General features: G+C 71.4%; 19 protein-coding genes. 6 read left to right on the forward strand and 13 right to left on the reverse strand.

Annotated features, from left to right (window positions below):
• The gene (locus tag J2S43_RS03755) at nt 1-903 is read left to right on the forward strand and encodes a carbohydrate ABC transporter permease (protein ID WP_306827142.1); all 903 of its coding nucleotides are present in this window, start codon (nt 1-3) and stop codon (nt 901-903) included.
• Nucleotides 904-1,870: 967 nt separating this feature from the next.
• Nucleotides 1,871-2,107 (forward strand): hypothetical protein, encoded by a 237-nt coding sequence (locus tag J2S43_RS03760; RefSeq protein WP_306827143.1) that lies wholly within the window; start codon nt 1,871-1,873, stop codon nt 2,105-2,107.
• A gap of 388 nt (nt 2,108-2,495) precedes the next feature.
• Here J2S43_RS03760 and J2S43_RS03765 read toward each other — a convergent pair whose 3' ends face one another.
• The 4 genes from J2S43_RS03765 to J2S43_RS03780 all read right to left on the reverse strand — a co-directional run bounded on the left by J2S43_RS03765 (nt 2,496) and on the right by J2S43_RS03780 (nt 7,124).
• Entirely contained in the window at nt 2,496-4,202 is a 1,707-nt protein-coding gene (locus J2S43_RS03765) for a bifunctional 3'-5' exonuclease/DNA polymerase (RefSeq protein ID WP_306827144.1), read from the reverse strand.
• Nucleotides 4,203-4,403: 201 nt separating this feature from the next.
• Nucleotides 4,404-5,069, reverse strand: a complete 666-nt coding sequence (gene lexA, locus J2S43_RS03770; protein ID WP_370881595.1) for a transcriptional repressor LexA — start codon at nt 5,067-5,069, stop codon at nt 4,404-4,406.
• A 34-nt stretch (nt 5,070-5,103) separates the two neighbouring features.
• Nucleotides 5,104-6,048, reverse strand: coding sequence for an alpha/beta hydrolase (locus tag J2S43_RS03775; protein ID WP_306827146.1), 945 nt, complete (start codon nt 6,046-6,048; stop codon nt 5,104-5,106).
• A 23-nt stretch (nt 6,049-6,071) separates the two neighbouring features.
• A complete protein-coding gene (locus J2S43_RS03780; RefSeq protein ID WP_306827147.1) occupies nt 6,072-7,124 on the reverse strand; it encodes a DUF4037 domain-containing protein in 1,053 nt (350 codons plus the stop codon).
• Between the two features lie 190 nt (nt 7,125-7,314).
• On the opposite strand from J2S43_RS03780, the gene J2S43_RS03785 reads away from it, so the two are divergent.
• On the forward strand, nt 7,315-8,328 hold the full coding sequence (locus J2S43_RS03785; protein ID WP_306827148.1) for an aspartate-semialdehyde dehydrogenase: 1,014 nt from the start codon (nt 7,315-7,317) through the stop codon (nt 8,326-8,328).
• A gap of 51 nt (nt 8,329-8,379) precedes the next feature.
• Here the strand turns inward: J2S43_RS03785 and J2S43_RS03790 are convergent, their stop codons facing one another.
• From J2S43_RS03790 to J2S43_RS03805, 4 genes are all read right to left on the reverse strand, one after another.
• Nucleotides 8,380-9,603: an outer membrane protein assembly factor BamB family protein gene (locus J2S43_RS03790; RefSeq protein ID WP_306827149.1), complete on the reverse strand. Its 1,224-nt coding sequence runs from the start codon at nt 9,601-9,603 to the stop codon at nt 8,380-8,382.
• A 300-nt stretch (nt 9,604-9,903) separates the two neighbouring features.
• Nucleotides 9,904-10,995 (reverse strand): hypothetical protein, encoded by a 1,092-nt coding sequence (locus tag J2S43_RS03795; RefSeq protein WP_306827150.1) that lies wholly within the window; start codon nt 10,993-10,995, stop codon nt 9,904-9,906.
• A 93-nt stretch (nt 10,996-11,088) separates the two neighbouring features.
• Nucleotides 11,089-11,901: a metal-dependent hydrolase gene (locus J2S43_RS03800; protein WP_306827151.1), complete on the reverse strand. Its 813-nt coding sequence runs from the start codon at nt 11,899-11,901 to the stop codon at nt 11,089-11,091.
• Between the two features lie 147 nt (nt 11,902-12,048).
• Nucleotides 12,049-12,522, reverse strand: a complete 474-nt coding sequence (locus tag J2S43_RS03805) for a DUF1707 domain-containing protein (RefSeq protein WP_306827152.1) — start codon at nt 12,520-12,522, stop codon at nt 12,049-12,051.
• 486 nt (nt 12,523-13,008) lie between these two features.
• Here J2S43_RS03805 and J2S43_RS03810 point away from each other — a divergent pair, with 486 nt between their 5' ends.
• Both J2S43_RS03810 and J2S43_RS03815 read left to right on the forward strand, forming a co-directional pair.
• Nucleotides 13,009-14,361, forward strand: a complete 1,353-nt coding sequence (locus tag J2S43_RS03810; protein WP_306827153.1) for a sensor histidine kinase — start codon at nt 13,009-13,011, stop codon at nt 14,359-14,361.
• Entirely contained in the window at nt 14,358-15,029 is a 672-nt protein-coding gene (locus J2S43_RS03815; RefSeq protein ID WP_306827154.1) for a response regulator transcription factor, read from the forward strand. Before J2S43_RS03810 ends, J2S43_RS03815 begins: the two co-directional genes overlap by 4 nt.
• Before the next feature lie 1,711 nt (nt 15,030-16,740).
• Here the strand turns inward: J2S43_RS03815 and J2S43_RS03820 are convergent.
• The 4 genes from J2S43_RS03820 to J2S43_RS03835 all read right to left on the reverse strand — a co-directional run bounded on the left by J2S43_RS03820 (nt 16,741) and on the right by J2S43_RS03835 (nt 22,699).
• Complete coding sequence (locus J2S43_RS03820; RefSeq protein ID WP_306827155.1) at nt 16,741-17,235, reverse strand: DinB family protein; 495 nt, start codon at nt 17,233-17,235, stop codon at nt 16,741-16,743.
• Between the two features lie 91 nt (nt 17,236-17,326).
• Nucleotides 17,327-19,195 (reverse strand): 1,4-alpha-glucan branching protein GlgB, encoded by a 1,869-nt coding sequence (gene glgB, locus J2S43_RS03825; protein WP_306827156.1) that lies wholly within the window; start codon nt 19,193-19,195, stop codon nt 17,327-17,329.
• Between the two features lie 103 nt (nt 19,196-19,298).
• Nucleotides 19,299-20,636: a glycosyltransferase family 4 protein gene (locus J2S43_RS03830; protein ID WP_306827157.1), complete on the reverse strand. Its 1,338-nt coding sequence runs from the start codon at nt 20,634-20,636 to the stop codon at nt 19,299-19,301.
• Between the two features lie 161 nt (nt 20,637-20,797).
• Nucleotides 20,798-22,699: an amylo-alpha-1,6-glucosidase gene (locus J2S43_RS03835; RefSeq protein WP_306827158.1), complete on the reverse strand. Its 1,902-nt coding sequence runs from the start codon at nt 22,697-22,699 to the stop codon at nt 20,798-20,800.
• A 130-nt stretch (nt 22,700-22,829) separates the two neighbouring features.
• On the opposite strand from J2S43_RS03835, the gene J2S43_RS03840 reads away from it, so the two are divergent.
• Nucleotides 22,830-25,439 carry an MGH1-like glycoside hydrolase domain-containing protein gene (locus J2S43_RS03840; RefSeq protein WP_306827159.1) on the forward strand — a complete coding sequence of 870 codons (2,610 nt, stop codon included), beginning with the start codon at nt 22,830-22,832 and terminating at the stop codon, nt 25,437-25,439.
• 161 nt (nt 25,440-25,600) lie between these two features.
• Here the strand turns inward: J2S43_RS03840 and J2S43_RS03845 are convergent, their stop codons facing one another.
• Nucleotides 25,601-25,894 (reverse strand): hypothetical protein, encoded by a 294-nt coding sequence (locus tag J2S43_RS03845; RefSeq protein WP_370881744.1) that lies wholly within the window; start codon nt 25,892-25,894, stop codon nt 25,601-25,603.
• Nucleotides 25,895-25,913 lie beyond the last annotated feature (19 nt).

Here is a 25,913-nt window from a genome sequence, read left to right on the forward strand (position 1 = left end):
ATGGCTGTCGATACCGTCAAGCCCGCCGCCGCGTCCAGCGCCGCCCCGTCCCCGGAGAAGACCCGGCGCGAGGTCAACCTCCTGGCAGGATTCGGCCACGCGTTCCTCGCGGTCTGGGCGCTGCTCATCATCGCGCCGCTGGTCTGGACGTTCCTGGCCTCGTTCAAGACCAACGAGGAGATCTTCGGCGATGCCTGGACGATGCCGGGCGCACTCCGCCTCGACAACTGGGCCCGCGCCTGGTCCGAGGCGCACGTCGGCCAGTACTTCCTGAACAGCGTGTTCGTGGTCGCACTCAGCACCGCCGGCACCATGCTGCTCGGCGCGATGGCCGCCTACGTCCTGGCCCGCTACAGCTTCTGGGGCAACCGGGCGATCTACTACCTGTTCGTCTCCGGGCTGGCGTTCCCGGTCTTCCTGGCGCTGGTCCCGCTCTTCTTCGTGGTCCGCAACCTGGGGCTGCTCAACTCGTACGTCGGCCTGATCCTGGTCTACATCGCGTACTCGCTGCCGTTCACCGTGTTCTTCCTGGCCGCGTTCTTCAAGTCGCTGCCGAACTCGGTGGCGGAGGCCGCCACGATGGACGGCGCGTCACACACGCGCCTGTTCTTCCAGGTCATGATGCCGATGGCCCGCTCCGGCCTGATCAGCATCACGATCTTCAACGTGATCGGCCAGTGGAACCAGTACCTGTTGCCGCTCGCGCTGTTGCAGGGCGAGGGCGCGGAGGAGAAGTGGGTGCTCACCCAGGGCATCGCGAACATCTCCACCAGCGCCGGCTTCGACGCGGACTGGGGCGGCCTCTTCGCCGCGCTCACGATGGCCATCCTCCCGATGATCGTCATCTACGCCATCTTCCAGCGCCAGATCCAGTCCGGCCTGACCTCGGGCGCGGTCAAGTAAGCGCTTCCGCTTTCGGCATGGGGACGGCTCACCGGCCGTCCCCATGTCCTTTTTGGCCTCCGGCCCAGAATCCTCCAGTGCATTTCCCGCTTCCGGCGCGGTGCGGCCCGCATGCTCGGAGCGGGCAAACCGCGCGGAGGCCGGCGACTCCGCCAGCGCTCCGCTCCGGCCGCCGCGGCGAAGCCGGTGACATCGCTGGTCACCCCACCCCACGCGATTTCCTTTCGCTTCCGCAGCCCTCGCACATCCCGAAACCGAACCAGGAGGCTTATTCAGCGCAGCGAACCGGCACCGCGTCGCCGCAGGCCGCGCGGTCTGACGAGGGCGGCGCTGAATAAGCCTCCAGGGATCGCACCTCTGCGCGTCTGTCCGGAATTTTGCGACATGCGCGTAGTGGTGGAGCCTCGTGTCGGCCGAGGCGCTGGTCATGCCCCCTGTTCGTGAATTCGCGCTCGATCGACGGTTGAGTGAACACCGGGAGGCTTAGTGCTCGCCGAGGAACACTTGGTCTGTCCGGCCAGGCACTGAGGCATATTCAGCGGGGCCAGCCGACGCCGCGTCGCCGCAGGCCGGCACTGAGGCTTATTCAGCGGGGCCAGCCGACGCCGCGTCGCCGCAGGCCGGCACTGAGGCTTATTCAGCGTCGCCCTCGTCAGGCGGCCCGGCCTGCGGCAGCGCGGCGTTGGCTCGCCGCGCTGAATAAGCCTCACTGCCGACGCGCTGAATAAGCCTCAATCCCTTGCCAGGAACGGCTCCGCTGACCCCGGGAACCAAGTTATTCCCCCGCGACCCCATATCAAGAGGCTTATTCAGCAGGGCTGAGTCGGCGCCGCGTCGCCGCAGGCCAGCGCTGCCGGATCGCTACACGCTGAATAACCCTCCAAGCAGCAATTCTGAAGAAGTGAGGCACAATCGCGCAAGCGATCTTTCCTCGAACGTTGCTACATCCGGAAATCAACCTCGCGCCGTGGAGATCATGACGGCTCACCCCGCGCGTCGCCTTCCGGCTGCTTCCAGCGCAAAGATCGATCCCGTATCGCGGAAGATCGATCCTGACAGCCGACCGATCTTCCGCATGGCGGGAAAATGCCTCCACATTGTGGAAATGCCGCGCGCACTGCGGGTGCGACGCCCGAAATATCGCTTTAAAGCCACCCGGCCGTCGCCCTTCAATTTGATTAGTGATACGTGGAGCACCGTATGAGGGCCTCATACGGTGCTCCACGTATCACTAATTGCTTTCGCATGATCGATCCCGCAGTCGGGAAGCACTGTAAGCCTTTCGGCGCGGGGTGAGGGACGCTCCCCACCCGGGGCGCTCCGGCCTTTCAGCATCGAAGTCAGGAGCGCTCTTCAACTGGATACTAAATGCCGACATCTCGGACATGAGGCGCCCGGTGCCTTGCGACCGCCGACACCTCGACGCCATACAGGCTCACTTGTAGCTGAGATCGATCACGCCGTGACCCCTACCCGGCGCGGTGACGGGGTGGGTTGGATCGTGTGGGCCGGAACCGGTGCCCGCGGGACCCGGCCGCCCATCCCTGACCGGAGCCTCCGCGACCACGCCGGAACCGGGAATGTCGAATGTCTCAGGGCTTGGCGTCCGCGTAGCAGTCGACGATGGAGGCATCGAGCGGGAAGCGGACCGGGGAGTCGCCGAAGAGGAGGCGGCCGGCCTGGTCGGCGGCGTGCTGGGCCGCGGTGGCGACGGACGCGGCCTGGTCGGCGGGGCAGTGGATGATGACCTCGTCGTGCTGGAAGAAGACCAGCTGGGCGTCGGTGCCGGCGAGCGCGGTCCGGAGCGTGGCGAGCAGGACCAGGGCCCACTCCGCCGCGGTGGCCTGGATGACGAAGTTGCGGGTGAAGCGGCCCCGCGCGCGGGCGTCCGGCCGGGCCCGCGGTGACCCGTCGTCGGAGCCGCCGCCGGTGTCGCCGGAGTCGGCCGTGAGCAGCGTGCCGTCGGCCGCGAACGAGGCGGACGGGGGCGGGCAGGTGCGGCCGAGCCAGGAGCGGACCAGGCCGCCCTGCTCGCCGGTGCGCGCGGCCGCCTCGACGTAGTCGAACGCCCGCGGATAGCTGCGCCGCAACACCGCGAGCGCGGGGATCGCGGAGCCGCCGGTCTGCCCGTACATGGCGCCGAGCAACGCGATCTTCGCCTTGGCCCGGTCGCCGCCGAACGAGTCGGTGGCGAGCGCGGCGTAGAGGTCGCCGGCCGCACCGGCCGCGGCGAGGCGGGCGTCGCCGGAGACGGCGGCGAGCACACGCGGTTCGAGCTGGCCGGCGTCCGCGACCACGAGCTTCCAGCCGGGGTCCGCGACCACGGCACGCCGGACGACCTTGGGGATCTGCAACGCGCCGCCGCCGCGGGTGGCCCAGCGCCCGGAGACCACGCCGCCGGGCACGAACTCCGGGCGGAACCGGCCGTCCTGCACCCAGGCGTCCCGCCAGGCCCAGCCGTGCGCGGTCCAGATGCGATAGAGCTCCTTGTGTTCCAGCACGAACGGCACGGCTGGGTGGCGGACGTCGCGCAGCACCCAGCGGCGCGTGTTGGGCAGGTCGAAACCGGCCTTCGCGAACGCGCGCAGCAGCTCGGCCGGGGACTCCACGTGCAGGCCGCGCACGCCGAACGCGTCGTTGATCTGCCCGGCCAGTTCGGCGAGGCGGCGCGGCGGCCCGCCGACCGGGGACGGCGGCCCGAGCAACTCGACCAGCAGCCGGTCGTGCACGTCGGCCCGCCACGGCAGCCCGGCCCGGCCCATTTCGGCCGCGATCAGCGCACCGGCCGACTCGGCCGCGACCAACAGGCGAAACCTGCCGGGGTACGCCGTGCGTGCGATCCGCCCGGCCTGGTCCGCGTAGACCTCGGTGACCGCGGTCAGCGGATCGGTGCCGATCTCCGCGGGTGGCGGCCCGGCGTCGAAGAGCGCGGGCTGCCCGCCGCCGGGCGGCTCGGCCTGCCGGGCCGGCGGGTCGCGCGGCACCGGCCCACCCGAGAGCCGCGCCCAGGCCGCGGCGAGCGCACGCGGCTCACCCCAGCGCCCGTCATAGCCGAGCAGCAGCGTCTCGGTCAGCTCCAGGTCATGACACCGGTCGACCCGCGCCCCCGCCCGCAGCAGCCCCGGATATATCGAGTCGGTGCTCGCCCACAGCCACCGTGGATGCTCCCGCCGCTCCCACCCGGCGACGGCCGCGGCCAGATCCGCCACCGGCGTGACCCGCCCCACGGGCGCGCCGGAGACGCGCAGCGGAGCGAGTCGCCCGCCGCGGTCCTCCCCCGGAACCGCCGCCACCAGCACACCCACATTCTGCGCCCCGCGTATGACACATCCACCGGTGGACGCGACCGAAGCGGCGGGAGTCGCGTGGGTTTGCCTGGCCACGGCGGGACTGGAGCCCGCGGGAGCATGCGGGCTGCACCACGCCGGAAGCGGGAAGATCCGCTTTCAGAATTTGATCTTCGCTTTATTTCGATCAGGGCCGAGGCGTGGCGAGAGCCTCTAGACGCGGCGGAGGACCGAGACGACCTTGCCGAGGATGGTGGCGCGGTCGCCGTCGATCGGCTCGTAGGCCGGGTTGCGCGGTTCGAGCAGCACGTGGCCGGAGCGGCGGCGGTAGACCTTGACCGTGGCCTCCTCGTCGATCATGGCGGCCACGATGTCGCCGTTGTACGCCTCGTGCTGCTGGCGGACCACCACGATGTCGCCGTCGCAGATCGCCGCGTCGACCATCGAGTCGCCCTGGACGCGCAGGCTGAACAGCGTGCCGCGGCCGACCAGGTCGCGGGGCAGTTGCAACGTCTCCTCGGCCGTCTCCTCCGCGAGGATCGGCGCACCGGCCGCGATCGTGCCGACCAGCGGCACGCCCACGGTCTGCTCGTCGCGCCGCGGCCGGTCACCGCCGCCGTCAAGGAACATCCGCGCGTCCACCGGCCGGGTCGCGGTCCGGCCCCGGCGTAGGAAGCCCAGCTCCTCCAGCGTGCGCAGGTGCCGGCTGACCGAGGAGGTCGACGCGAGCCCGACCGCGTCGCCGATCTCCCGGGTGGACGGCGAGTAGCCGTACCGCACCACCCAGTCCCGGATGACGCCGAGGATCGCCCGCTGACGCGGCGCCAGCACGGAGGTGTCGAGATCTTCAGCCCACAGCACCTGAAGATCGTGCCTCATCCACCGGCCGGCGCCGCGCCCGGCGCGCCGGAGGTCACCCCTCGTAGAGCGAGACGTACTGCTCGTAGAGCGCGTCCTTGGCGTCGCCGAGCCCGGCCGGGTCGACCGCGTCGTGCCCGATGCCGGTGTCGGCCGGGATCTCCCGCGCGGTCAGTCGCAGGCCGCGCCCCTCCGCGATGTCCCGCGGGATGGAGACCGCCCGGCCGAGGTCGATGAAGTCGTCGTTCGGGCTGGTCACGACCGCGATCGTGGCGAGGTTTCCGTCGTCGCGGCCGGTGTCCATGGTGAGGCCGAGCCGGAGGTACTGCGCGAGCGCGGCGAACGAGAAATCGTTGCCGTTGACCACGTCGGGGACCAGCCGGAAGCCGAACAGGACGGTGAACGGCTTGATCACGATCGGCGGCGCCTGCGACGGGGCCGGGCGGTAGAACGGTGAGATCGCCAGCAGGTGACGCACGTCGTCGACGCGGTTCGTGGTGAGCCAGGTGGCCAGCACGCCGCCGCCGGACATGCCGATCACGCCGGTCTCGTCGCCCAGCGCCACGGCCACGTCCAGCGCGCCGGACGCGTACTCCGCAAGCTCGCGCGCCTGCATACCGGCGATCGCGGTCCGGTCCGGGAAGCCGTGCCGGGGCGCCAGCGGTACGTACACGTTGTAGCCCCGCTCGAAGTAGACCTGCGCCAGCTCGGCGAACTGCGCCGGGCAGTCGGTGAAGCCGTGCAGCATCAGCACCGACTTCGCGACCGGCGCGTCGTGCAGCAGCGCGCGGGAGCGGCACTCGGCGCGCAGTCCCGGTTCCGCCTCCTCGCGCGCGGCCCGCTCCGCGATCGCGGCCCGGGCCGCGTCCGCGCTCAGCCGCTGCGCCGGCGGGTGCAGGCCGTCACTGTCCAGCGGCCAGGCGAACAGCGCGAGCACGGCGATCAGCAGGACGGCGAGGATGGCGACCACGATTCTGACGGGCACACGGGTGACGCTCATGCGGCCAGCTCACCAGGGCACTGTCAACGATCGATCGACAGCCACTGTCCATATGCGGCGGCGAGCGGCGCGCGCATCGCCGGCCGGGCCAGCAGCCACGGATTGTCCAGCCACTGGTCGATCGCGCCGGCCTCGGGCGGCAGCCGGCGCAGCACCGGGTCGGTGAGGCCGGCGAGCAGCGCGGCCGGTACCTCCGGCCGGACCGCCCGGGACGCGCGCGTGAAGAACGGCCCGACCCCGTTCGGCGGCGTCGGCAGGCCGCGCTCGCGCTGCCGGGCCAGCAGCACACGGACGGCCGTGACCAGCGCGTCCTCCCGCACCCGTGGGTCGCCGCTGTGCAGCACCGTGGTCAGCGGCCCGGTCAGCTCGGCCGCGATCGGCAGCCGCTGGAACGCGCGCTCGAACCACTTGTCGTACGGCGCCCAGGTGCGGCACAGCCGGAACGCCTGCCGCATCACGTCCTCGGCCAGCGTCCCGGCCAGGCGGCGCGCGGCCATCGGCTGGCCGGTCTCCGCCGCGCGCGCGTGCAGCGGCAGCCGGGCGAGCCGGTGCCAGCCCGCGGCCAGCACGTACCGCTCGACCTCGGCCGGGTAGTGCCGCAGCGACGCGCGCAGCGGCCCCAGCCACGCGGTGGTGTCCGCGAAGACCGGCCCGGCGGTCACCTCCAGTACGGCCTGCCCGGTCAGCATCAGCCAGCCGACCGTGTCCGCCGGGTCGAAGCCGAAGCCGAGCCGCTCGCGCGCGAACCCGTTCACGGTGCCGACCGAGACCTTGTGCCGGGGCCGCGGATCCCAGGTCATCGGGAAGCGCACCGGGTGACCGCGGAACCGGTTCGGTAGTTCCCGCTCCAGCAGCTCGTCCAGATAGGGCACCAGGTCCGCGTCCGCGTCGTCGAGCAGCAGCTGCAGCCGCAGCCCCCAGTCGTGGTCGCGGCTCACCTCGTCGTCGAAGCCGAGCACGTCCGAGCCGTGCCCCAGCCGGCCGACCGCGTGCGGCAGCCGCGGCACCTCACGCCTCAACAGCGGACCCACGACCTCACGGTGGTACGCGTGGGCAAGCGCGATCCCGGACTCCATGGACGGATGATGCCAGCCCGGTGTGGCGTATTCGCGGCAAAATTTTCCTCCGGCGCGCATCGGCGGTGACCGCAGAAACCCCGGCCCGCCGGTCGCCCCCGCACAAGTCCTCCGATCGCCGGCACACCCCTGTTCACCTGGTGGGATTCCGGATTCGAAGCACCGGTGACGAGTCGGTAACCTCGTCGTCATGCGGATTGGCATTGTCGGAGCAACGGGCCAGGTCGGTGGCGTCATGCGGCGCATCCTGGCGGAGCGCAACTTCCCGGTGGAACAGCTACGGCTGTTCGCGTCGGCCCGGTCGGCGGGGCGCACGCTGCCGTGGGCGGGCGGCGAGGTGACGGTCGAGGACGCGGCCACGGCCGACTTCGCCGGCCTGGACATCGTGCTCTTCTCCGCCGGCAAGGGCTCGTCCAGGGAGCTGGCGCCCGCGGTCGCGGCGGCCGGTGCCATCGTGATCGACAACTCGTCCGCCTGGCGGATGGACCCGGACGTGCCGCTGGTCGTGGCCGAGGTCAACCCGCAGGCCGCGCAGGACCGGCCGAAGGGGATCATCGCGAACCCGAACTGCACCACGATGGCCGCGATGCCGGTGCTCCGCCCGCTGCACTCCGAGGCCGGGCTGGAGGCGATGGTCGTCGCGACGTACCAGGCGGTCTCCGGTGCCGGGCTGTCCGGCGTGTCCGAGCTGTCCGGCCAGGTGGTCGCGGTCGCGGACCGGGCCGCCGAGCTGACCCACGACGGGTCCGCGGTGGAGTTCCCGTCGCCGAAGCAGTTCTCCCAGACGATCGCGTTCAACGTGCTCCCGCTCGCCGGGTCGATCGTGGACGACGGCCTGAACGAGACGGACGAGGAGCAGAAGCTCCGCAACGAGAGCCGCAAGATCCTCGGCATTCCCGGTCTCAAGGTCTCCGGCACCTGCGTGCGCGTGCCCGTGTTCACCGGCCACTCGCTGCAGATCAACGCGCGTTTCGCCCGGCCGCTCTCACCGGACCGCGCGCGGGAGATCCTGGCGTCCGCGCCCGGAGTGACGCTGGACGAGGTGCCGACGCCGCTCAAGGCCGCCGGGCAGGACCCGACCTATGTGGGCCGGATCCGCGGCGACGAGACGGTCGAGCACGGCCTGTCGTTCTTCTGCTCCAACGACAACCTGCGCAAGGGCGCCGCGCTCAACGCGGTCCAGATCGCGGAGCTGTTCGTCTGAGGACCGCTGCCTCGTGATCCAGGCGTCCCCAGGTCGTTCCAGACGCCTGGATCAGGGGTGGTGCGGCTTCAGCGCGAGGATCGACTCGTAGGGGTCGACGGCGAAGAGCCGGCCGTAGGCGGGGACCACCGCCCCGAAGATGCCCTCCCGGGACAGCAGCCGGTCCGCGAGGCGCCGGCCGTCCGACACGTCCAGCACCGCGATCCGCGTCTCGCGCGGGCTCCACAGCTGTGCGAAGACCAGACCGCCGCCGGCCGTGATCGTCTGCGGGGTGCCGTCGACCGGCGCGGACCAGAGCACGCCGCCGTCCGCCGGGTCCAGCGCCCGGATCGTCGTGCCGCCGCCCGCGTAGAGCACGGCCGGGGTGTCCCGCGCGTCCGCCCGCTGCGGTGCCAGCGCCACGCTCACGTGGTCGAGATCGTCCCTGCACCAGCGCCGGCCGCCGCCCTCGACGCTCCGGGCGCACAGACTCCCGCCCTCGACCGCGTAGACCGCGCGGTCCGCGACGATCAACTCCTGGACGCCCAGGGTGCTCGCGTGCGCGCCCCACCGGGGTGAGCCGGTCGCCGCGTCCAGCGCCACCACGCTCGCGCCGTTCGCGTCCCGCATCGGCCAGACGAGCGTGCCGCCGGCCACGGCCGGTGCCTCGTACTGCACGTCGCCCACCACGTCCTGCTCCCAGGCGAGCGTGCCGTCGCTCAGCCGGTAGGCGCGCAGCCGGGTGTACGCACAGAGGTAGCGGCACTCGAAGCCGCCGCCGGCGAAGACCAGCCCGTCGTGCACCGCGAGATCGTCGGCGGGTGCGTCGCCCGGCATCGGCGCGCGCCAGCGCAGCGCGCCGGTGGGGGAGTAGGCACGCAGCTCGTCCCGGCCGGGCGCGTCCGAGGCGACCGTGACGATGGTGCCGTCCACCGCCGCGGGCCGGCCCAGCCACTGTTCCGCCCGCACCCCGAAGGGCATCTCCCGGCCGGTACGGGCGTCGAGCTTCAGGATCCGCACGCTGCCACGCTCGGAGGCGGGCAGGTAGAGCGCGCCACCGGCCGCGACAAGGGTGCCGTGCGGTGCGCCGGCGACCCGCCAGCCGTCGTGCAGCCGGCCGGCGTTGGCCGGGTGCAGCCCGCCGGTGACCGGTTGATAGCCGGTGCGGCCGGCGTCGCCGTCCACGTGCGTCCAGTCGCCGGCCGGGCGGGTGCCGGTCTCCGGCGCCGCCGCGGCCGGAGCGGGGAGCACCAGCAGCGCGGTCAGCACGGCGGCCGGCAGACAGCGTCGCGTCACGTCTCCTCCTACGCATATATCCGGAAATAGCGTAGTTCGACGAGCGGCAACATCAAGGCCAACGCGCCGACCGGTCGGCCCGTGTGGATCGCGGCGCCGCGTGTGGATCGCGTCGGCCCGTGTGGATCGCGTCGGCCCGTGTGGATCGCGTCAGCCCGCGCGGATCGCGTCAGCCCGCGCGGATCGCGTCGGCCCGCGTGGATCGCGTCGGCCCGGATGGATCGCGTCGGCCCGCGCGGATCGCATCGCCGCGCGCGGATCGCGTCAGCCCGGATGGATCGCGTCGCCGCGCGGATCGCGTCAGCTTGGGTGGATCGCGAGGATCGTGCCGGTCAGGCGGTCGTAGCGGTAGACCAGCGTCTGGTGGAAGGCCTCGGTGCCCAGCCCGCCGACGTGCGTGACCAGCACCCCGCCCGTCACGCTGTCGCCGCTGCGCACCCACCGCCATCCGGCGCCGTCCCGCAGCACCCGCACCTCCGCGCCGAAGTCCCCGCCCGCCGACGTGATCGAGTAGGCCCGCCCGTCCGGCCCGCGCAGGTCGAGCCCGCCGTCCGCCCGGATCGTCATCGTGATGATCAGCGCGCCGGCCGGGTCCCGGATCTCCGCCGGATCGCCCACGTAGAACCTGCCCCGCCCGCGCCCCTGGACGTCCATGCCGTTGTAGAACGTCCGCCCGGCCGCGTCCACCCAGAAGTGCGGCACGTGCGCGCCCGCCGCCCCGAACGTCAGCCCCGGGTAGTACGACAGGTGCCAGTGCGGCGGGTTGTCCGGGTGCAGCGGATTGTTCGTCTCGAAGCCCATCAGCGCGAAGAAGTGCCCGCGCCGCCGTGCCTCCGCGGCCAGCCCCGAGTCCTGGAGCACCAGGTTCGCCGCCACCATGTAGTTGATCACCGAGGCGGCCTGGTTGCCCGGCCACGCCACGCTCGTCCACGGCCCGGCCACCCGGTCCGGGTCGTTGTGCTCGATCCGCCAGTAGACGCCGGTCGCGGTGCTGCCGCTCGGGTACGAGTAGACCTGCAGCGTGTTCTGGTTGACCGAGGCACCGGTCACCGGGATCGGGAAACGCACCGTGAACGGGTCGGCCGCGTCGTGCTCCACCGGCACGTGCGCCTTGCCGGAGATCACGTCCGTGATCCACTGGCCGGGCCAGGACACGGTGACGGTCACGGCCGTGGCGGAGGGTCCGCGGACGAACGCGAAGAACTCGGCCCGGCTCGCGGTCGCGCCGGACATCACCTCGTATCCGCCGGGCAGGCTCACGACGGGCGTGGAGGGGGTGCCGGGCGAGGCCCGGACGACCCGGAAGCCGCCGTACGCGGTCGCGGGCGCGGCCGAGACCGGGGCGGGGACGGACCACAGCAGCAGAGCGAGGATCAGCAGCCGGATCTTCATGCGCACGACGCTAATTGTCGATCATGAATAGCCCGGAGAACCCCGAAGAACCATACAGGGGTACGTAGCTGAACTACGTACCCCCGGAAGGATCTAGATCTCGATGTTGAAATATCGCAGCGCCGAGCGGCCCATCAGCGCCGCGGCCGACGCCAGCGCTATGAGCGTGAACGCGCCGCGCAGCCAGATCGTCTCGAACTTGCCGCCGACCTTGATCGCCCAGTTGTCGTTGATGCCGATCATGCGCCACAGTCGGCCCTTGGCGGTCGGGATCGGCCACAGGATCGGCACGCCCGATTTTGTGATCATGTCGCCGAACAGGTGCATCACGCAGCCCACGCCGATCGCCACGCCCAGCATCGGATAACCGCGATCACCCGGCAGGTTCAGGAACGTGAACCAGGCGGCGGCCGCGGACAGCAGCGTGATCACGACCCAGCCCGCGCGCTCGGCCCACTCGTCGAACAGGCCGCGCAGCGCCAGGCCGATCATGAAGAACAGGATGCCGATGACCGCCCACTTGCCGAACGCGTCGCACAGCGCGCCCGTGCCCCAGCCGACCAGCGCGGCGAACGGGAGCGTGTGCGTGAACGTGCGGTGCCCGTTGTCCCGCCTCGGGTCCTTGCTCAGCCGTGTCGCGGTGTAGACGCCCAGCGAGAACTTCTCCACCACCTCCGCCACGAACAGCGAGAAGACGCCGAACGTCTTGGCCACGGTCGCGCCGCCCCGGTTCTTCGTCACCCGCCCGGAGAGGTCGATGTCCGGCAGCAGCGCGCCTCCCGCGCACATCGCGGTGCCGACCGCGATCGCGATCGGCGTCTGCTCATAGCCCGCGAACTGGTCCAACGCCCAGCACCCGGCCAGCCAGGCTGCCGCGCCGGACAGCGCATGCTGCGGCCCCATCATCGTGCGTACCCTCCCCAGGGTCGTGCGGGCGCGCGCACGGTCGGCGCGAGCCCGCCACACAATGTCAGTTCCGCCCTTCGTGATCAAACACCGCCACGGGTCCAATTGGGACACGTGTCGGAACACATACGCTGCGCTCCTTATCGGTCAGCGGTGGTAGGCGTGGAAGCCGTCGCGGTGGTGGCTCCACGGGCCGTGGCCGTGCCAGTCACGGGACTCCCAGGTGCCGCCGGCCCGGATGACGGCGGCATGCTTGAAGACGCTGAGCAGCAGCGGGACGATCGCGAAGACCGGCCAGAAGAAGTGCGCGCCGGTCGAGGCCCAGATGGCGACCAGCACGCCGATGACCAGCACGACCGCGCCGGCGTGGCCGCGCAGGTGGCGGCGGGCGAGCGCGAGGCGTTCGGGCGTGCGGGCCAGCGCGGGCAGGCCGCGGCCGGGCAGGTCGGCGGTGAGTGGCGTGAGCTCGTCGCGGTAGACGGCGGCGTAGACCGCGGTCATCCGGATCTCGCCCTCGTCGAGCGGAAGCCGGCCCTCGCCCATCGCGGCGCGCAGCACCTCCGCGGTCTGCTCGCGTTCCGCGTCGGACGTGCGGATCCGGCCGGTCTGTGTGCCTTCCATGGTGTCCTCCCGAGTCTGTGGCCTTCAGCGTGCGCCGGGGACGGGGGCCGGCACGTCGGGCCGGGGGAGGCGGTGCGGGCGGTCCGGGCGGAGGCGGTCCGTCCCGCGGCTACGCCGCCGGGAGTAGGGACGAACCAGGGACATACCGCGGCGAGGGTACGGCGTCCGCCCGCGCTTCGGCGATGCCGCGGCGCCCCGCCGTGCCCTACGGTCGTGAACGTGCCACCTTCGCCCCTCGGTCCGCAGGACGCCTCACCCGGCGACGTCCCCCGCGCCCCGGACGGCGCTGCTTCGCGCGGTTCGGACGGCGCCGCTGGGCCTGATTCGGGCGGTGCTGCTTCGCGCGGTTCGGACGGCGCCGCTTCGCGCGATTCGGGTGGCGTCGCTTCGCGTGGTCCGGACGGCGCCGCTTCGCGGGATGTGGGCGGCGGCGTTCCGCGCGATCCGGAGGGTGAGTGGCGTGGCCGGCGGGAGCGGTGGCGTGGGGTGCGGCGGCTGGCCGCGGACAGGCTCGACGAGGTCCGCGAGCGCGAGCAGCGCCGGGAGCGTCTCCGCCGCGAGCGTGACCTCCGGATGCACCGCGAGATGATCGCGCGTCTGCGGGAGCGGCAGCAACGCCGGCACCACCACTGGGGCCGGCCGCCGTGGCACGACCACCGGCTGCCGCCCTGGGCGGACCCGGACCGGAAGAAGCCGGACTCGCTGGGCGGCATCGTGATCTTCACCGCGCTGGTGCAGGTCATCGGCGTACGCCTGGTGGCCGGCTCCTGGGACGCTTTCTCGCCGCTGATGGTCGCGCTGCTGCTGGCCGGCCCGATCAGCCTGCTGTTCCGGAAGGTGATCCCGGTGCTGCCGGTCGCGGTCGCGGCCGGCGCGGCGATCGCGTACACGCTGGCCGGCTTCCCGGGTGGCCCGTTCTTCGTGGCGCTGATCGTCGCGGTCGTGCACGGCGTCCGGGCCGGGCGGGCGATCCGGGTCGCGGCCGTCGTCGGCGTCGCCTGGCTCTGCTACCTGCTGGCCGGCCGGATCCTCGCGGACCTGCTCGGCGTACCGTCGGACAACCGCCCGACCTTCGCTGCGCTCGCCATCATCGCGCTGACCTCGATCGTCACGGTGGTCGGCACCGAGGCCGGCCGGACCCGGGAGATTCAGATCGCGGAGATGATGCGTGCCGAGGCGGAGGAGGCGCGCGCCCGCGAGGAGCAGGACAAGCGGCAGGCGAGCGAGGAGCGGCTGAGCATCGCGCGCGAGCTGCACGACGTGATCGGCCACCACCTGTCCCTGATCAACGTGCAGGCCGGGGTCGGGCTGCACCTGATGGACAGCCGGCCGGAGCAGGCCCGGTCCGCGCTCGCCGCGATCAAGACGGCCAGCTCGGAGGCGTTGCGCGAGGTCCGGGCCGTGCTGGGCGCGCTGGCCGAGGAGGACGAGTCCGCGCCGCGCGCGCCGGCGCCCGGACTGGCCCGGCTGGACGCGCTGACCGGGGGTGCGGGGCTGCCGTGCCGTACCGTCGTGCGCGGCACGCCCCGCCCGCTCCCGGCCGAGGTGGACCGCGCCGCGTACCGGATCGTGCAGGAGGCGCTCACCAACGTGCGCCGGCACGCGGGCGGCGCCGCCACCACGGTCACGGTCGGCTACGCGCCGGACGGGGTCGGGCTGCGCGTGGAGAACGAGCCGGGCGAGGCCGACCCGACCGTACCGCCGGGGTCCGGCATCGGCCTGCCCGGCATGCGGGCGCGCGCCGAGGCGCTCGGCGGCTCACTGGAGGCGGCACCGACCGCGTCCGGCGGATACCTGGTCGTCGCGCACCTGCCGGCACCGGAGGGGGAGAAGAAGTGATCAAGGTGCTGCTCGCCGACGACCAGGCGCTGGTCCGGGCCGGTTTTCGCGCGCTGCTGGACGCGGAGCCGGGCATCGAGGTGGTCGGCGAGGCCGCGGACGGCCTGGCCGCGGTCACGGTGGCCACGCGCACCCACCCGGACGTGGTGCTGATGGACATCCGCATGCCGGGCGTCGACGGTCTGGAGGCCACCCGCCGGATCGTCGCGGACCCGTCGCTGACCGACACGCGGATCATCATCCTGACCACGTTCGAGCTGGACGAATATCTGTTCGAGGCGTTGCGCGTCGGCGCGTCCGGCTTCCTGGTCAAGGACACCGAGCCGGTCGACCTGCTGCGCGGCGTGCGCGCGGTCGCGGCCGGCGACGGCCTGCTGTCCCCGGGCGTCACCCGCCGCCTGATCGCCGAGTTCGCCACGAAGGGCCGCAGCACTCCCGCGCCGCCCCCGCCCTCGACGGACCCACTGACCGACCGTGAGCGCGAGGTGGTCGCGCTGGTCGGCGAGGGCCTCAACAACGACGAGATCGCCGAACGCCTCCACGTCAGCCCCGCCACCGCCAAGACCCACGTCTCCCGCGCGATGATCAAACTGTCCGCGCGCGACCGCGCTCAGTTGGTCGTCTTCGCCTACGAATCCGCCCTGGTCCGCCCCACCTGGCTCCATTAAAAGCGATAAAAGGCGATTTCCCGCTTCCGGCGTGGCGGCTCGGGCGTGCTCCCGCGGGCACCGGTCGGCCGCGGGCGGCCTCCCTGCCGGTTTCCCGCGGGCCGCCTCCCTGCCGGTTTCCCGCGGCAAGACCAACCCGATCTACCCGCCCGCCGCACCCATGCCCGACCTGCGATCACTCCAGCTGACCTGCGATTACCGCAACGGACCGCTTCCGCAAGACCCTCAGCGCGATCGCAGAAGTGGATCATTGAGCCGCCCTGCGGGTCGCCCCTCCGGTCGAGGGTCCGGTTCTGGCCTGCGAGATCGTGCGATTCGGTGGTGAGGGAGGTGGCCGGGTTTGGGCGACCGGCCGCGGAACGTGCAGACACCCCTGCCACGGCCGACCGGTGCCCAATGCCACTCAGCCTATTTTGATCTTGATCCGAGGCCGGCCCGGCAGCAGCGCGCCGGCCTGCGGAAATCCTGTCCGCCGCATCCCGCGGCGGACAGTCGAAGGCGGGCACGTGGTGTGCGAACGCGCAGGTCAACGACCATGATCAACTTAGGCTAAGTGGCATGGGGCACCGGTCGGCCGCAGGCGGCCTCCCTGCAAGTCCCAGCCCACTCACCACAGCCCGAGCCCCGCCCAGCCCAGCCAGCCCAGCCCAGCCCAGCCCGCCCAGCCCGCCCGGCCCAGCCCGCCCGGCCCGGCCCAGCCCGGCCAACGCTCTCACCAGAGCCCGCAGGCCCAAACCGGACCCGGCACGCTCCCCGGTAGAACCGGTAGGCATCCTCGCGCTCGAAAACTCCGTATAAACGATCGGCATGCTCATCACCTACGTCGCGTGGCTCAGCGGGTCGATACCGGCGCCTGAGTGATCAATCAGTGGAGCAAAAGATAGGTCAACTAGCGAAGTTGACCTATCTTTTGCTCCACTGATTGATCACTCAGGGCTGGTGGGGAGCCCGTCCACCGAGATCTGCCACGCGGGCACGACAAAATATGGCGAAATTTCGGGCGCGTGGTGGCCGACTCCCGCGGTGGCCGGTTTGCGCAGCGCCCGGTTTGCGCAGCGCCCGGTTTGCGCAGCGCCCGGTTTGCGCAGCGCCCGGTTTGCGTGGTGGCCGGCTTGCGCGGTGGTCGGCTGGTGGAGTGCCGGGCTTGCGCGGTGGCGGGGGTCGCGTGGTCACCGATGCGGATCTTCGGCCCCGGCGGCTCGCTCGGGCTGGTGTGGGGGTTCGGGTTGCGTGGTGGCTGGCTCGTGGGGCGCTCGGGGTGCGCGGTGGATGGGGCGAAGCCCCGGGTTGGGGGGGTTTGCGGGAGTGGCGGCGGACTTTGCGGGGAGGCCGCCTGCGGCGGGCCGGTGCCCGATGCCACTTAGCCTAAGTTGAGTTTGACCCGAGGCCGGTCCGGCGGCAGCGCGCCTGCCTGCGGAAATCCTTCGCCGCACCCGGCGGTGGACAGTTGAAGGCGGGCACGTGGTGTGCGAACGCGCAGGCCAAAGAGCATGATCAACTTAGGCTAAGTGGCATTGGGTCGGTGCCCGCGGGAGCATGCCCGGAGTGGGCACGCCGGACAGCGGGAATATGAAGTGTGTTCTGCATTTTCCCAGCCCCAGCCGCAGCCTGCCGGGAAGCCCGCGCGGCAAGCCTCTGATCGCCCCCGGGCCCGCCTCGCCCACGGCTCGCGGCTGTGGAACGACCGGCCGGGAATCGGCGGGAGTACGGCTCAGCCCATGGTCTTCTGGCCGTCGATGGCCTCGCGGAGCAGGTCGGCGTGGCCGGAGTGCTGGGCGGTCTCCGCGATGATGTGGAGCAGGACGCGGCGGACCGACCAGGTGGCGCCCGCCTCGAACCAGGGCGCCTCGGGAAGGGCGTGCGCGACGTCGAGGTCCGCGGTGGCGGCGAGCTCGTTCGTCAGGGCCGCGACCTTCTCGTACTCGTCGAGCAAGCCCTCCAGCGTCTCGCCGCCGGCCATGCGGAAGCCGTTCTCCCAGTCGTTCGGCTCGGCCTGCATCGCCTCGGCACCGTCGGTGGCGAACGCGAGCCACCCCCGCTGCGTCGCGGCCACATGCTTGATCAGTCCGCCGAGCGAGAGTGTGGTGCTCGGGATCGGCTGCGACGCGGCCTGCTCGTCGGTCAGGTTCTGCACCGTGAAGCGCAGGAAGCCGCGGTGCCGGTCGAGCAGGTGGATGAGGTCGGTGCGCTCCTGTGTCAGTGTCATAGACGCAGCCTATGAAGAGTGGCGGACAGAACCTGTCCTAAACGCACGGCGGCCCCCCACCCGATGGGATGAAGGGCCGTCGCAGAACGGGTCAGGCGGGGCGGAACCAGACGACCGCGTACGGGCCGACCGCGACGTCGGCCGAGTGCGGCAGGCCGTGCGAGCCGTCGCCTGCGGCGTGGACCGCGCCGAAGTTGCCGACGCCGGAGCCGCCGTAGTGGGACGCGTCCGTGTTCAGGACCTCGTCCCAGCGGCCGCCCCGGGGCAGGCCTATGCGGTAGCCGGTGCGGGGCACGCCGGAGAAGTTGGCGATGCAGGCCATGACCGAGCCGTCGTCGCCCCAGCGCAGGAAGGAGATGACGTTGTTCTGCCGGTCGTCGTGCGCGATCCAGCGGAAGCCCTGCGGCAGCGTGTCCTGCGACCAGAGCGCGCGCGACTCGCGGTAGACCCGGTTGAGGTCGCGCAGCGTGGCGTGCACGCCCTGGACGGCCGGGTCGCCGAGCACGTGCCAGTCGAGGCCGCGGTGCTCGGCCCACTCGTGCTCGTCGGCCAGTTCGGAGCCCATGAAGAGCAGCTGCTTGCCGGGGAACGACCACATGTAGGCGAGGAAGCCGCGCAGACCGGCCAGGCGCTGCCAGCGGTCGCCGGGGAGCTTCGCGATCAGCGACTTCTTGCCGTGCACGACCTCGTCGTGGCTGATCGGCAGCGTGAACTGCTCATCGAACGCGTAGCAGGACGGCCAGGTCAGTTGATCGTGGTGGAACGACCGATAGAGCGGATCGCGAGAAGCGTACTCCAGCGTGTCGTGCATCCAGCCCATGTTCCACTTGAGGCCGAAGCCGAGGCCGCCCCAGTCGGTGGGCTTGGAGACGCCGGGGAAGGCGGTGGACTCCTCCGCGATCATGACGGCGCCGGGGTGCTCGCGGTAGACGACCGCGTTCAGCTCGCGGAGGAACGCGATGGCTTCGAGGTTCTCGTGGCCGCCGTGCTCGTTCGGCGACCACTCGCCGTGCTCGCGGGAGTAGTCGAGGTAGAGCATCGACGCGACCGCGTCCACCCGCAGGCCGTCGACGTGGAACTCCTCCAGCCAGTAGAGCGCGTTCGCGACCAGGAAGTTGCGCACCTCCCAGCGGCCGTAGTTGAAGATCAGGCTGCCCCAGTCCGGGTGCTCGCCGCGGTGCGGGTCCGGGTGCTCGTAGAGCGCGGTGCCGTCGAAGTCGGCCAGCGCCCACTCGTCCTTGGGGAAGTGCGCGGGCACCCAGTCGAGCAGCACGCCGACGCCGGCCTGGTGGAGGCGGTCGACCAGGTAGCGGAACTCGTCCGGCGTGCCGAACCGGGAGGTCGGCGCGTAGTAGCCGGTGACCTGGTAGCCCCACGAGCCGCCGAACGGGTGCTCCATCACCGGCATCAGCTCGACGTGCGTGAAGCCGAGCTCGGAGACGTATTCGGTGAGCTGGTCGGCCAGGTCCCGGTAGCCGAGGCCGGGCCGCCAGGAGCCGAGGTGCACCTCGTACACGCTCATCGCCTGCTTGTGGTGCTCGGTCTGGCCGGCGCGCGCGGCCATCCAGTCGCCGTCGTCCCACTTGTGCTCGGACCTGAAGATCCTCGACGCGGTACGCGGGGGGACCTCGGTCGCCACGGCCAGCGGGTCGGCCCGGTCCATCCACGAGCCGTCCGCGCCATGGATCTTGTATTTGTAGTGCTGGCCGATGCGCGCACCCGGCACGAACGCGGCCCAGACACCGCTGTCACCGAGATTCCGCATGGGTACGCCGTCGTCCGCGCCCCAGCCCGCGAAGTCACCGATCACCCGGATCTCCCGCGCGTTCGGCGCCCAGACCGCGAAGTGGCAGCCGTCGTCGGTGGGGTGCGCGCCGAGCACCGTCCAGAGCCTCTCGTGCCGCCCCTGGGAGAGCAGCCAGCGGTCGATCTCGCCGATGAAGTCGTTGCTGTCGGACACGGAGCGGTAAGCCTCGCAACCTGGGATCGGGGGTGGAAAAGGTTCCGCTGGCCGTCGCGAGGGGCGCGGCGGCCAGCGGAGAGAGCCGGAGATCGGGGGGATCTCAGATGGCGGATGCGTTCATCAGGCCGTGCAGGAGGTTGCCCTCGGGCACGACGGCCTTCGGCCGGCCGGTGGCCAGCTGCGCCTCGGCCTGCTTCGTGTTGAAGGCCGGTGCCTCCCGGATGGCCGAGCCGTACGCGGCGGCGGTGCGGGCCGCGATCGTGCCCCAGCCGTACCGCTCGGTGACCATCGAGCGCGCCTGCCGGGCCACGCGGCGCGCGAACACCTCGTCGGTCAGCAGCGAGTCGACCGCGTCCGCGAGCGCGTCCGGGTTGCTGTGCGGGAACGTGACGCCGGTGACGCCGGGCTCGACGATCTCGGCGAGGCCGCCGGTCGAGGAGACCGCGATCGGCGCGCCGGCCGAGGCGGCCTCCAGCGCGATCATGCCGAACGGCTCGTAGAGGCTCGGGATGACGGTGGCGTCGGTGGCGGCGAGCACCGCGGGCAGCTGCTTCTCGTTCATGAAGCCGGCGAACGTGACGGTGTCGTCCAGCTGGAGTCGCGCGGCCTCGGCCTGCAGCTCGGAGCGATAAGGCCCGTCGCCCGCGATGACGACCTTCAGGCCGGGGTGCCGGTGCTTGAGCTTCGGCACCGCGTTGACCAGGTGCTGCACTCCCTTCTCGTAGACCAGGCGGCCGGCGAACCCGATCAGCGGGCCGGCACCGGCGAATCGCGAGCGGGCGGCGGCGACGGCGCGGGGCTGGGCACGCCACATGGTGTCGTCGACTCCGTTGGGCACGACGTCCATCCGGGCCGCGGGGAGGTCGAGGAGCCGGTTCACCTCCCACCGCATGTACTCCGAGCAGACGATGACGCGCACCGCCTCCTGCGCGAGCCACCACTCGACGGTGTGGATCGCCTTGTTCATCTCCTCCGGGAGCCAGCCCTGGTGACGGCCGGCCTCGGTGGCGTGGATGGTGGCGACGAGGGGGATGTCGAGGTGCTCCTTGAGCGTGACCGCGGTGTGCGTGACGAGCCAGTCGTGCGCGTGGATCACGTCGTATTCACCGGACTCGGCCGCCCGCAGGGCCGCGCGGGTCAGCGTGTGGTTGAAGGCCATGGTCCAGGCGAGCAGCGAGGGGGTGGCGAGCGGGAAGACCGGCGGGTCCTCCGGCGCGCGCACGATGCGGACCCCGTCCGCGTACTCCTCCAGCGGGGCGCCGGCGACGTGCCGCGTCACCACCGTCACCTCGTGGCCCGCGTTCGCGAGCGCGACCGAGAGCGCGTGCACGTGACGCCCCAGACCACCCACGACCACCGGCGGGTACTCCCAGGAGAGCATCAGAACACGTTGCGGACGTGCGGTCCGCATCTCGATGATGTCGGCGTTTGGTGACATTAGGCCCGGCCCCCTCGCAGATTGTCCCTAGGCACACGCCAGCGGACGCCCCTCAAATCAGGTTCGAAAGGGTGTCAACGCGTCGTTGGGATGGCCTCATCTTGCCCTACCCGTGGAAACCAGCGAAGACACCCCGGTTGCCGTCGTGTAACCAAGGTTGATCAACACCGACGGACGCGAACTATTTCCCCGACCGACCACGCTTGAAACGGGCAACCCGTAGCCGAGTGAGGTGGCTCACCGTCCGCTGTTTCAGTGACAGAGCCTAGGCCAAACTCGGTCAAATGACCTTCGATACCGGAGAGTAGTTCGCCATCTGACACGGCGGACTTCGCGCACGTATCGATAAATGGCCCCACCCACCACGGCCACACCGTGCCCATGTGATATGCGCCATCCCTGGCGTCGGAATTTCCACGGTGTTCACCCAGGAAACCCATTTCCCGCGGGCCGAGGCTGCGCAGACCGATCGGCGTCAGTAATCCCTTGGAAATTGCACGGAGAGCACGTGCATCGGCACGCATTGGAGCGTAAGGCAAAGACCAGGCCAACAATTGGTTGGGGCGCAGCGAGGCGTCGTCGCCGTGCGGGCCGTCGACGACGTCGTAGAGCCACCCGGCCGGGGCAGGGAAGCGGCGGCGGAACGAGGCGAGGGCGGTGCGGTGCGCGGCCGGGGCCGCGCCGGCGTCACCCCGGGTGCGCCGCGCGAGGTCCACGATACCGGCCAGGCCGTTGATCCAGAGTGCGTTCACCTCGACCGGCTTCCCGGCCCGCGCCGTCACCGGCACGCCGCGCACCCGGGCGTCCATCCAGGTCAGTGCCTCTCCGGCGGCGCCCTGCGTGATCAGGCCGTCGTCCGGGTCGACGCGGATGCCGTAGCGGGTGCCGCGCAGGTGCGCGTCGACCACGTCGCGCAGCCCGGGCAGCAACTCCTCGGCCAGGTCGGTGTCGCCGGTGACGGTCACGTGCCGGGCCACGGCGTGCAGGAACCAGAGCGTGCCGTCCACCGTGTTGTACTCGACGCTGCCGGTGTCCGCGGTGTTCGCCAGCATGCCCTCGGAGAGCGTGGCCGCGTACCCGAGCAGCAGCCGCCGGCCCTCCTCGGCCCGGTTCGTGGTGAGCAGCAGGCCCTCGTAGGCGATCATCGTGTCCCGGGACCACGCGCCGAACCACGGGTAACCGGCGACCACGTCCGGCGCGGAGTCCGTGCGGACCACGAACGCGTCCGCGGCGAGCGCGAGCGAGGCGTCCACGTCGTCGGCCGGCGCGGCCGCTGCCACCACGGCCCGGTTCCGGCGGCGGGCCGCGGAGATCACCTCGCGGGCCGGGGGAGGGGTGTCTTCCAGCGAGCCGGCCCACGCGCGCACCTCCAGCACATCGCCGGGTTCACGCAGCTCGGCGCCGAACGTACCGGCGTGGAAGAGATCTTCTGAAGCGGCCAGGCCGCGCGCGGCCTCCTCGCGGTGGTGCACGCCCGTCCACCAGGTGCCGGCCGCGCGCCAGTCCGGGCCCTCCAGCCGATACGAGTTCTCGATCACGGCGCCGCCAGAAGCCGGATCAACACGCGGAGCAGGCCCGCCCGCCCCCCGCTCGCCGTGCCCGTCCCGCCAGGTGCACAGCGCCTGGAGATCGAGGCGGACCGGGCCGCCGGCCAGCAGGCGGTGCACCACCGCGAGCGCGGGGCGTCCGTACACCATGGCCAGCTCGCGCTCGAGGACCACGTCGCCGGCCCGCCAGCGCCAGCGGGGGAGACCGTCGATCAGCGAGAACCGCTCCAGGAACGTGTGCCCGGCCGGCGCGATCGAGCCGGACGCCCACTCGTGCGTGCCGAGCCGGATCTCGTCACCGCCGATCGTGAGCACCGGGTCCAGGCCGGCCAGCGCGAGCGTGCGCGCGGACGCGGTCGCGCCGGACACCATGAGCAGCCCGTGGTAGCGGCGGGTGCGCAGGCCGGAGACCGTGCCCATGGCGTATCCGCCGAGGCCGTCCGGGACCAGCCATTCGCGCGCGGCGCCCTCGGTGAGCGAGCCGCAGACCTGTGGACCGAAGCTGATCGGGATCATGGATTCAGCACCTATCACTCACGCCGTCTGTGGAGTGGCGGTAACACGCCACGGCGACAATGTTTAGTGTGATCGACTTTGTCTTGGGAAGTTCCCCTATGGAAGATTCACGAGGAGGTGAGGGGCGCCGGTGAGTGAACGGGAGCGTCTCGCGCAGGCGGACTCTGGCGAGCAGCCGTGGCGGGCGTGGGGGCCCTACCTGTCGGAACGCGCCTGGGGCACGGTCCGCGAGGACTACAGTGAGCACGGCACCGCCTGGGACTACTTCCCGCACGATCACGCACGATCGCGCGTCTACCGGTGGAACGAGGACGGCATGGCCGGCGTCTGCGACGACCGGCAGCTGTTCTGCTTCGCGCTGGGGCTGTGGAACGGGAAGGACTCCATCCTCAAGGAGCGGATGTTCGGCCTCGGCGGCGACGGCGGCAACCACGGCGAGGACGTCAAGGACTACTGGTGGTACGAGGACTCCACGCCCACCCACTCCTGGATGCGCTGGCGTTACCACTACCCGCAGGCCGCGTTCCCCTATGAGGACCTGGTCCGGACGAACCGCTCCCGCCGCCGCGACGAGAGCGAGTACGAGCTGGTCGACACCGGCGTCTTCGACGACGACCGGTTCTGGGCCGTCACCGTCGACTACGCCAAGGCCTCGCCGACCGACTACTGCATGCTGGTCACGCTCGCCAACCGCGGCCCGGACGAGGCAACGCTGCACGTGCTGCCCACGCTCTGGTTCCGCAACACCTGGTCGTGGGGCATCCCCGGCCGCGACCACGTGCCCACCATCCTCGGGTCCGGCAACCGGCTGATCGGGCAGCACCGCGGGCTCGGGCAGATCGTGCTGGAGGGCTCCGGCGACCCGGAGCCGCTCGCCTGCGACAACGAGACCAACACGTTTCGGCTGTGGGGCCTGGAGGGCCGCAGCGCGTATCCGAAGGACGGCATCAACGACCACGTCGTCGACGGCGCGGACACGGTCAACCCGGACGGCGAGGGCACCAAGGCCGCGCTGCACTACACGGTGACCGTGCCGGCCCGGTCGCGGGTCACCATCCGGCTGCGGCTCTCGCTGACCGCGCCCGGCCCGGCGCCGTCGCTGGACCTCGCGGACGGGTTCGACACCGTGATGCGGCTGCGCGCGGCCGAGGCCGACGACTTCTTCGGCGAGGTCATCCCGGCCGCGGCGCCGCGCGAGGCGGCCGACGTGGCCCGGCAGGCGATCGCCGGGCTGATGTGGGGCAAGCAGTTCTACCACTTCGACGTGGAGCAGTGGCTCGGCGGCGACCCGGGCTCGGCACCGCCGTCCGGCCGCCGGCACGGGCGCAACAGCGCCTGGTGGCACATGAACAGCTTCGACGTCATCTCGATGCCGGACCCGTGGGAGTACCCCTGGTACGCCGCGTGGGACCTGGCGTTCCACTGCGTCTCCATCGCGCGCGTCGACCCCGGGTTCGCCAAGTCGCAGCTGCTCCTGCTGTTGCGCGAGTGGTACATGCACCCCAACGGCCAGATCCCGGCGTACGAATGGGCGTTCGGTGACGTGAACCCGCCCGTGCACGCCTGGGCCGCGCTGCGCGTCTTCGAGATCGACGGCGGCTGGGACCACGACTTCCTCGCCCGGGTGCTGCACAAGCTGCTGCTCAACTTCACCTGGTGGGTCAACCGCAAGGACGTCAACGGCAACAACGTGTTCGAGGGCGGTTTCCTCGGGCTGGACAACGTCGGCCCGTTCGACCGGTCCGCCGCGCTGCCGGTCGCCGGCGTGCTGGAACAGTCCGACGGCACCGGCTGGATGGCGATGTACGCGCTGAATCTGCTGGACATGGCGGTGCGGCTGGCCATCCACGACCACGCGTACGAGGACGTGGCCACGAAGTTCTTCGAGCACTACGCGTACATCGGGATGGCCGCGTACCAGCAGGGGCTGTGGAACGACGAGGACTCGTTCTTCTACGACGTGCTGCGGCTGCCGGACGGCGTGAAGCTGCCCCTCAAGGTCCGGTCCGTGGTCGGGCTGCTCCCGCTCGCGGCGACCAGCACGCTCACCGCGGTCACGCTCTCCCGGCTGCCGGAGCTGGCCGCGCGGGTCCGCTGGTTCCAGAACCGGCGCCCGCAGTACGCGGAGATCGTCGGCGCGCGGCGGCTCTCCGGCGACGGGCGGCAGCAGCGGCTGCTCGCCATGGTCGGGCAGGAGCAGCTGATGCGGATCCTGGCCCGCATGCTGGACGAGGAGGAGTTCCTCTCGCCGTACGGGCTGCGCACGCTCTCCCGCAGCCACCTGGAGAAGCCGTTCACGATCTGGCTCGGCGGCTCCGACTTCACGGTCGGCTACGAGCCGGCCGAGTCGACCAGCGGGTTGTTCGGCGGCAACTCCAACTGGCGCGGCCCGATCTGGATGCCGACCAACTACCTGCTGATCGAGGCGGTCCGCGAGTTCGCCACGTTCTACGGCGACGATCTGCTGGTGGAGTATCCGACCCGCTCGGGGAGGAAGGTCACGCTCACCGAGGTGGCGGACGACCTGTCCCACCGGCTGATCTCGCTGTTCCTGCCGGACTCCTCCGGGAGAAGGCCGATATACGGCCGGTGCGAGCTGTTCCAGACCCACCCGGACTGGAAGGACCGGATCGTCTTCCCGGAGTACTTCCACGGCGACAACGGCGCCGGGCTGGGCGCGTGGCACCAGACCGGCTGGACCGCCCTGGTCAGCGATCTGATCCTGACCGTCTACCGATGACGAGCTGAGCTTCCGGTCGTCGCTTCGCTCCTCCGGCGCGGGCGCTCTCGGGCGCTGCCGAGCCGCCGGTTCTCCGAAGACGCGCTCTTTGTCTTCGGAGAACCGGCGGCTCGACAGCGCCGCGCCCGCACGGGGTACGTACCCCCGCTGGATCTTGAGCTTTAGGGCGCCGCGTGGTGGGCGATCGTGTCCTGGTGCGCGATCGTCGCCGCGACCCGGTGCAGCTCGGCCGGGTCCGGCTGCCAGGCGTCCGCGATGTCGTGGTGCAGGCCGGCCCGCGTCTCGGCGAGCAGCTGCTGCTGGACCACCTCGACCGGCTCGCCCGCGTAGCCGGCTCGGACCCGCTCGGTGGCGGCCTGAAGCGCGGACGTCAGCTGCTCCTCCAGCGCGCCGCGGAGCTTGCGCTCCACCGGTCCCAGCTGCCGGACATCGAGCGTGACCGTCGGCTCGTCCAAGTCGGACATGTTCGAACCC

Origin of the sequence: Catenuloplanes nepalensis (assembly GCF_030811575.1) — a bacterium.
Lineage (GTDB): Bacteria > Actinomycetota > Actinomycetes > Mycobacteriales > Micromonosporaceae > Catenuloplanes > Catenuloplanes nepalensis.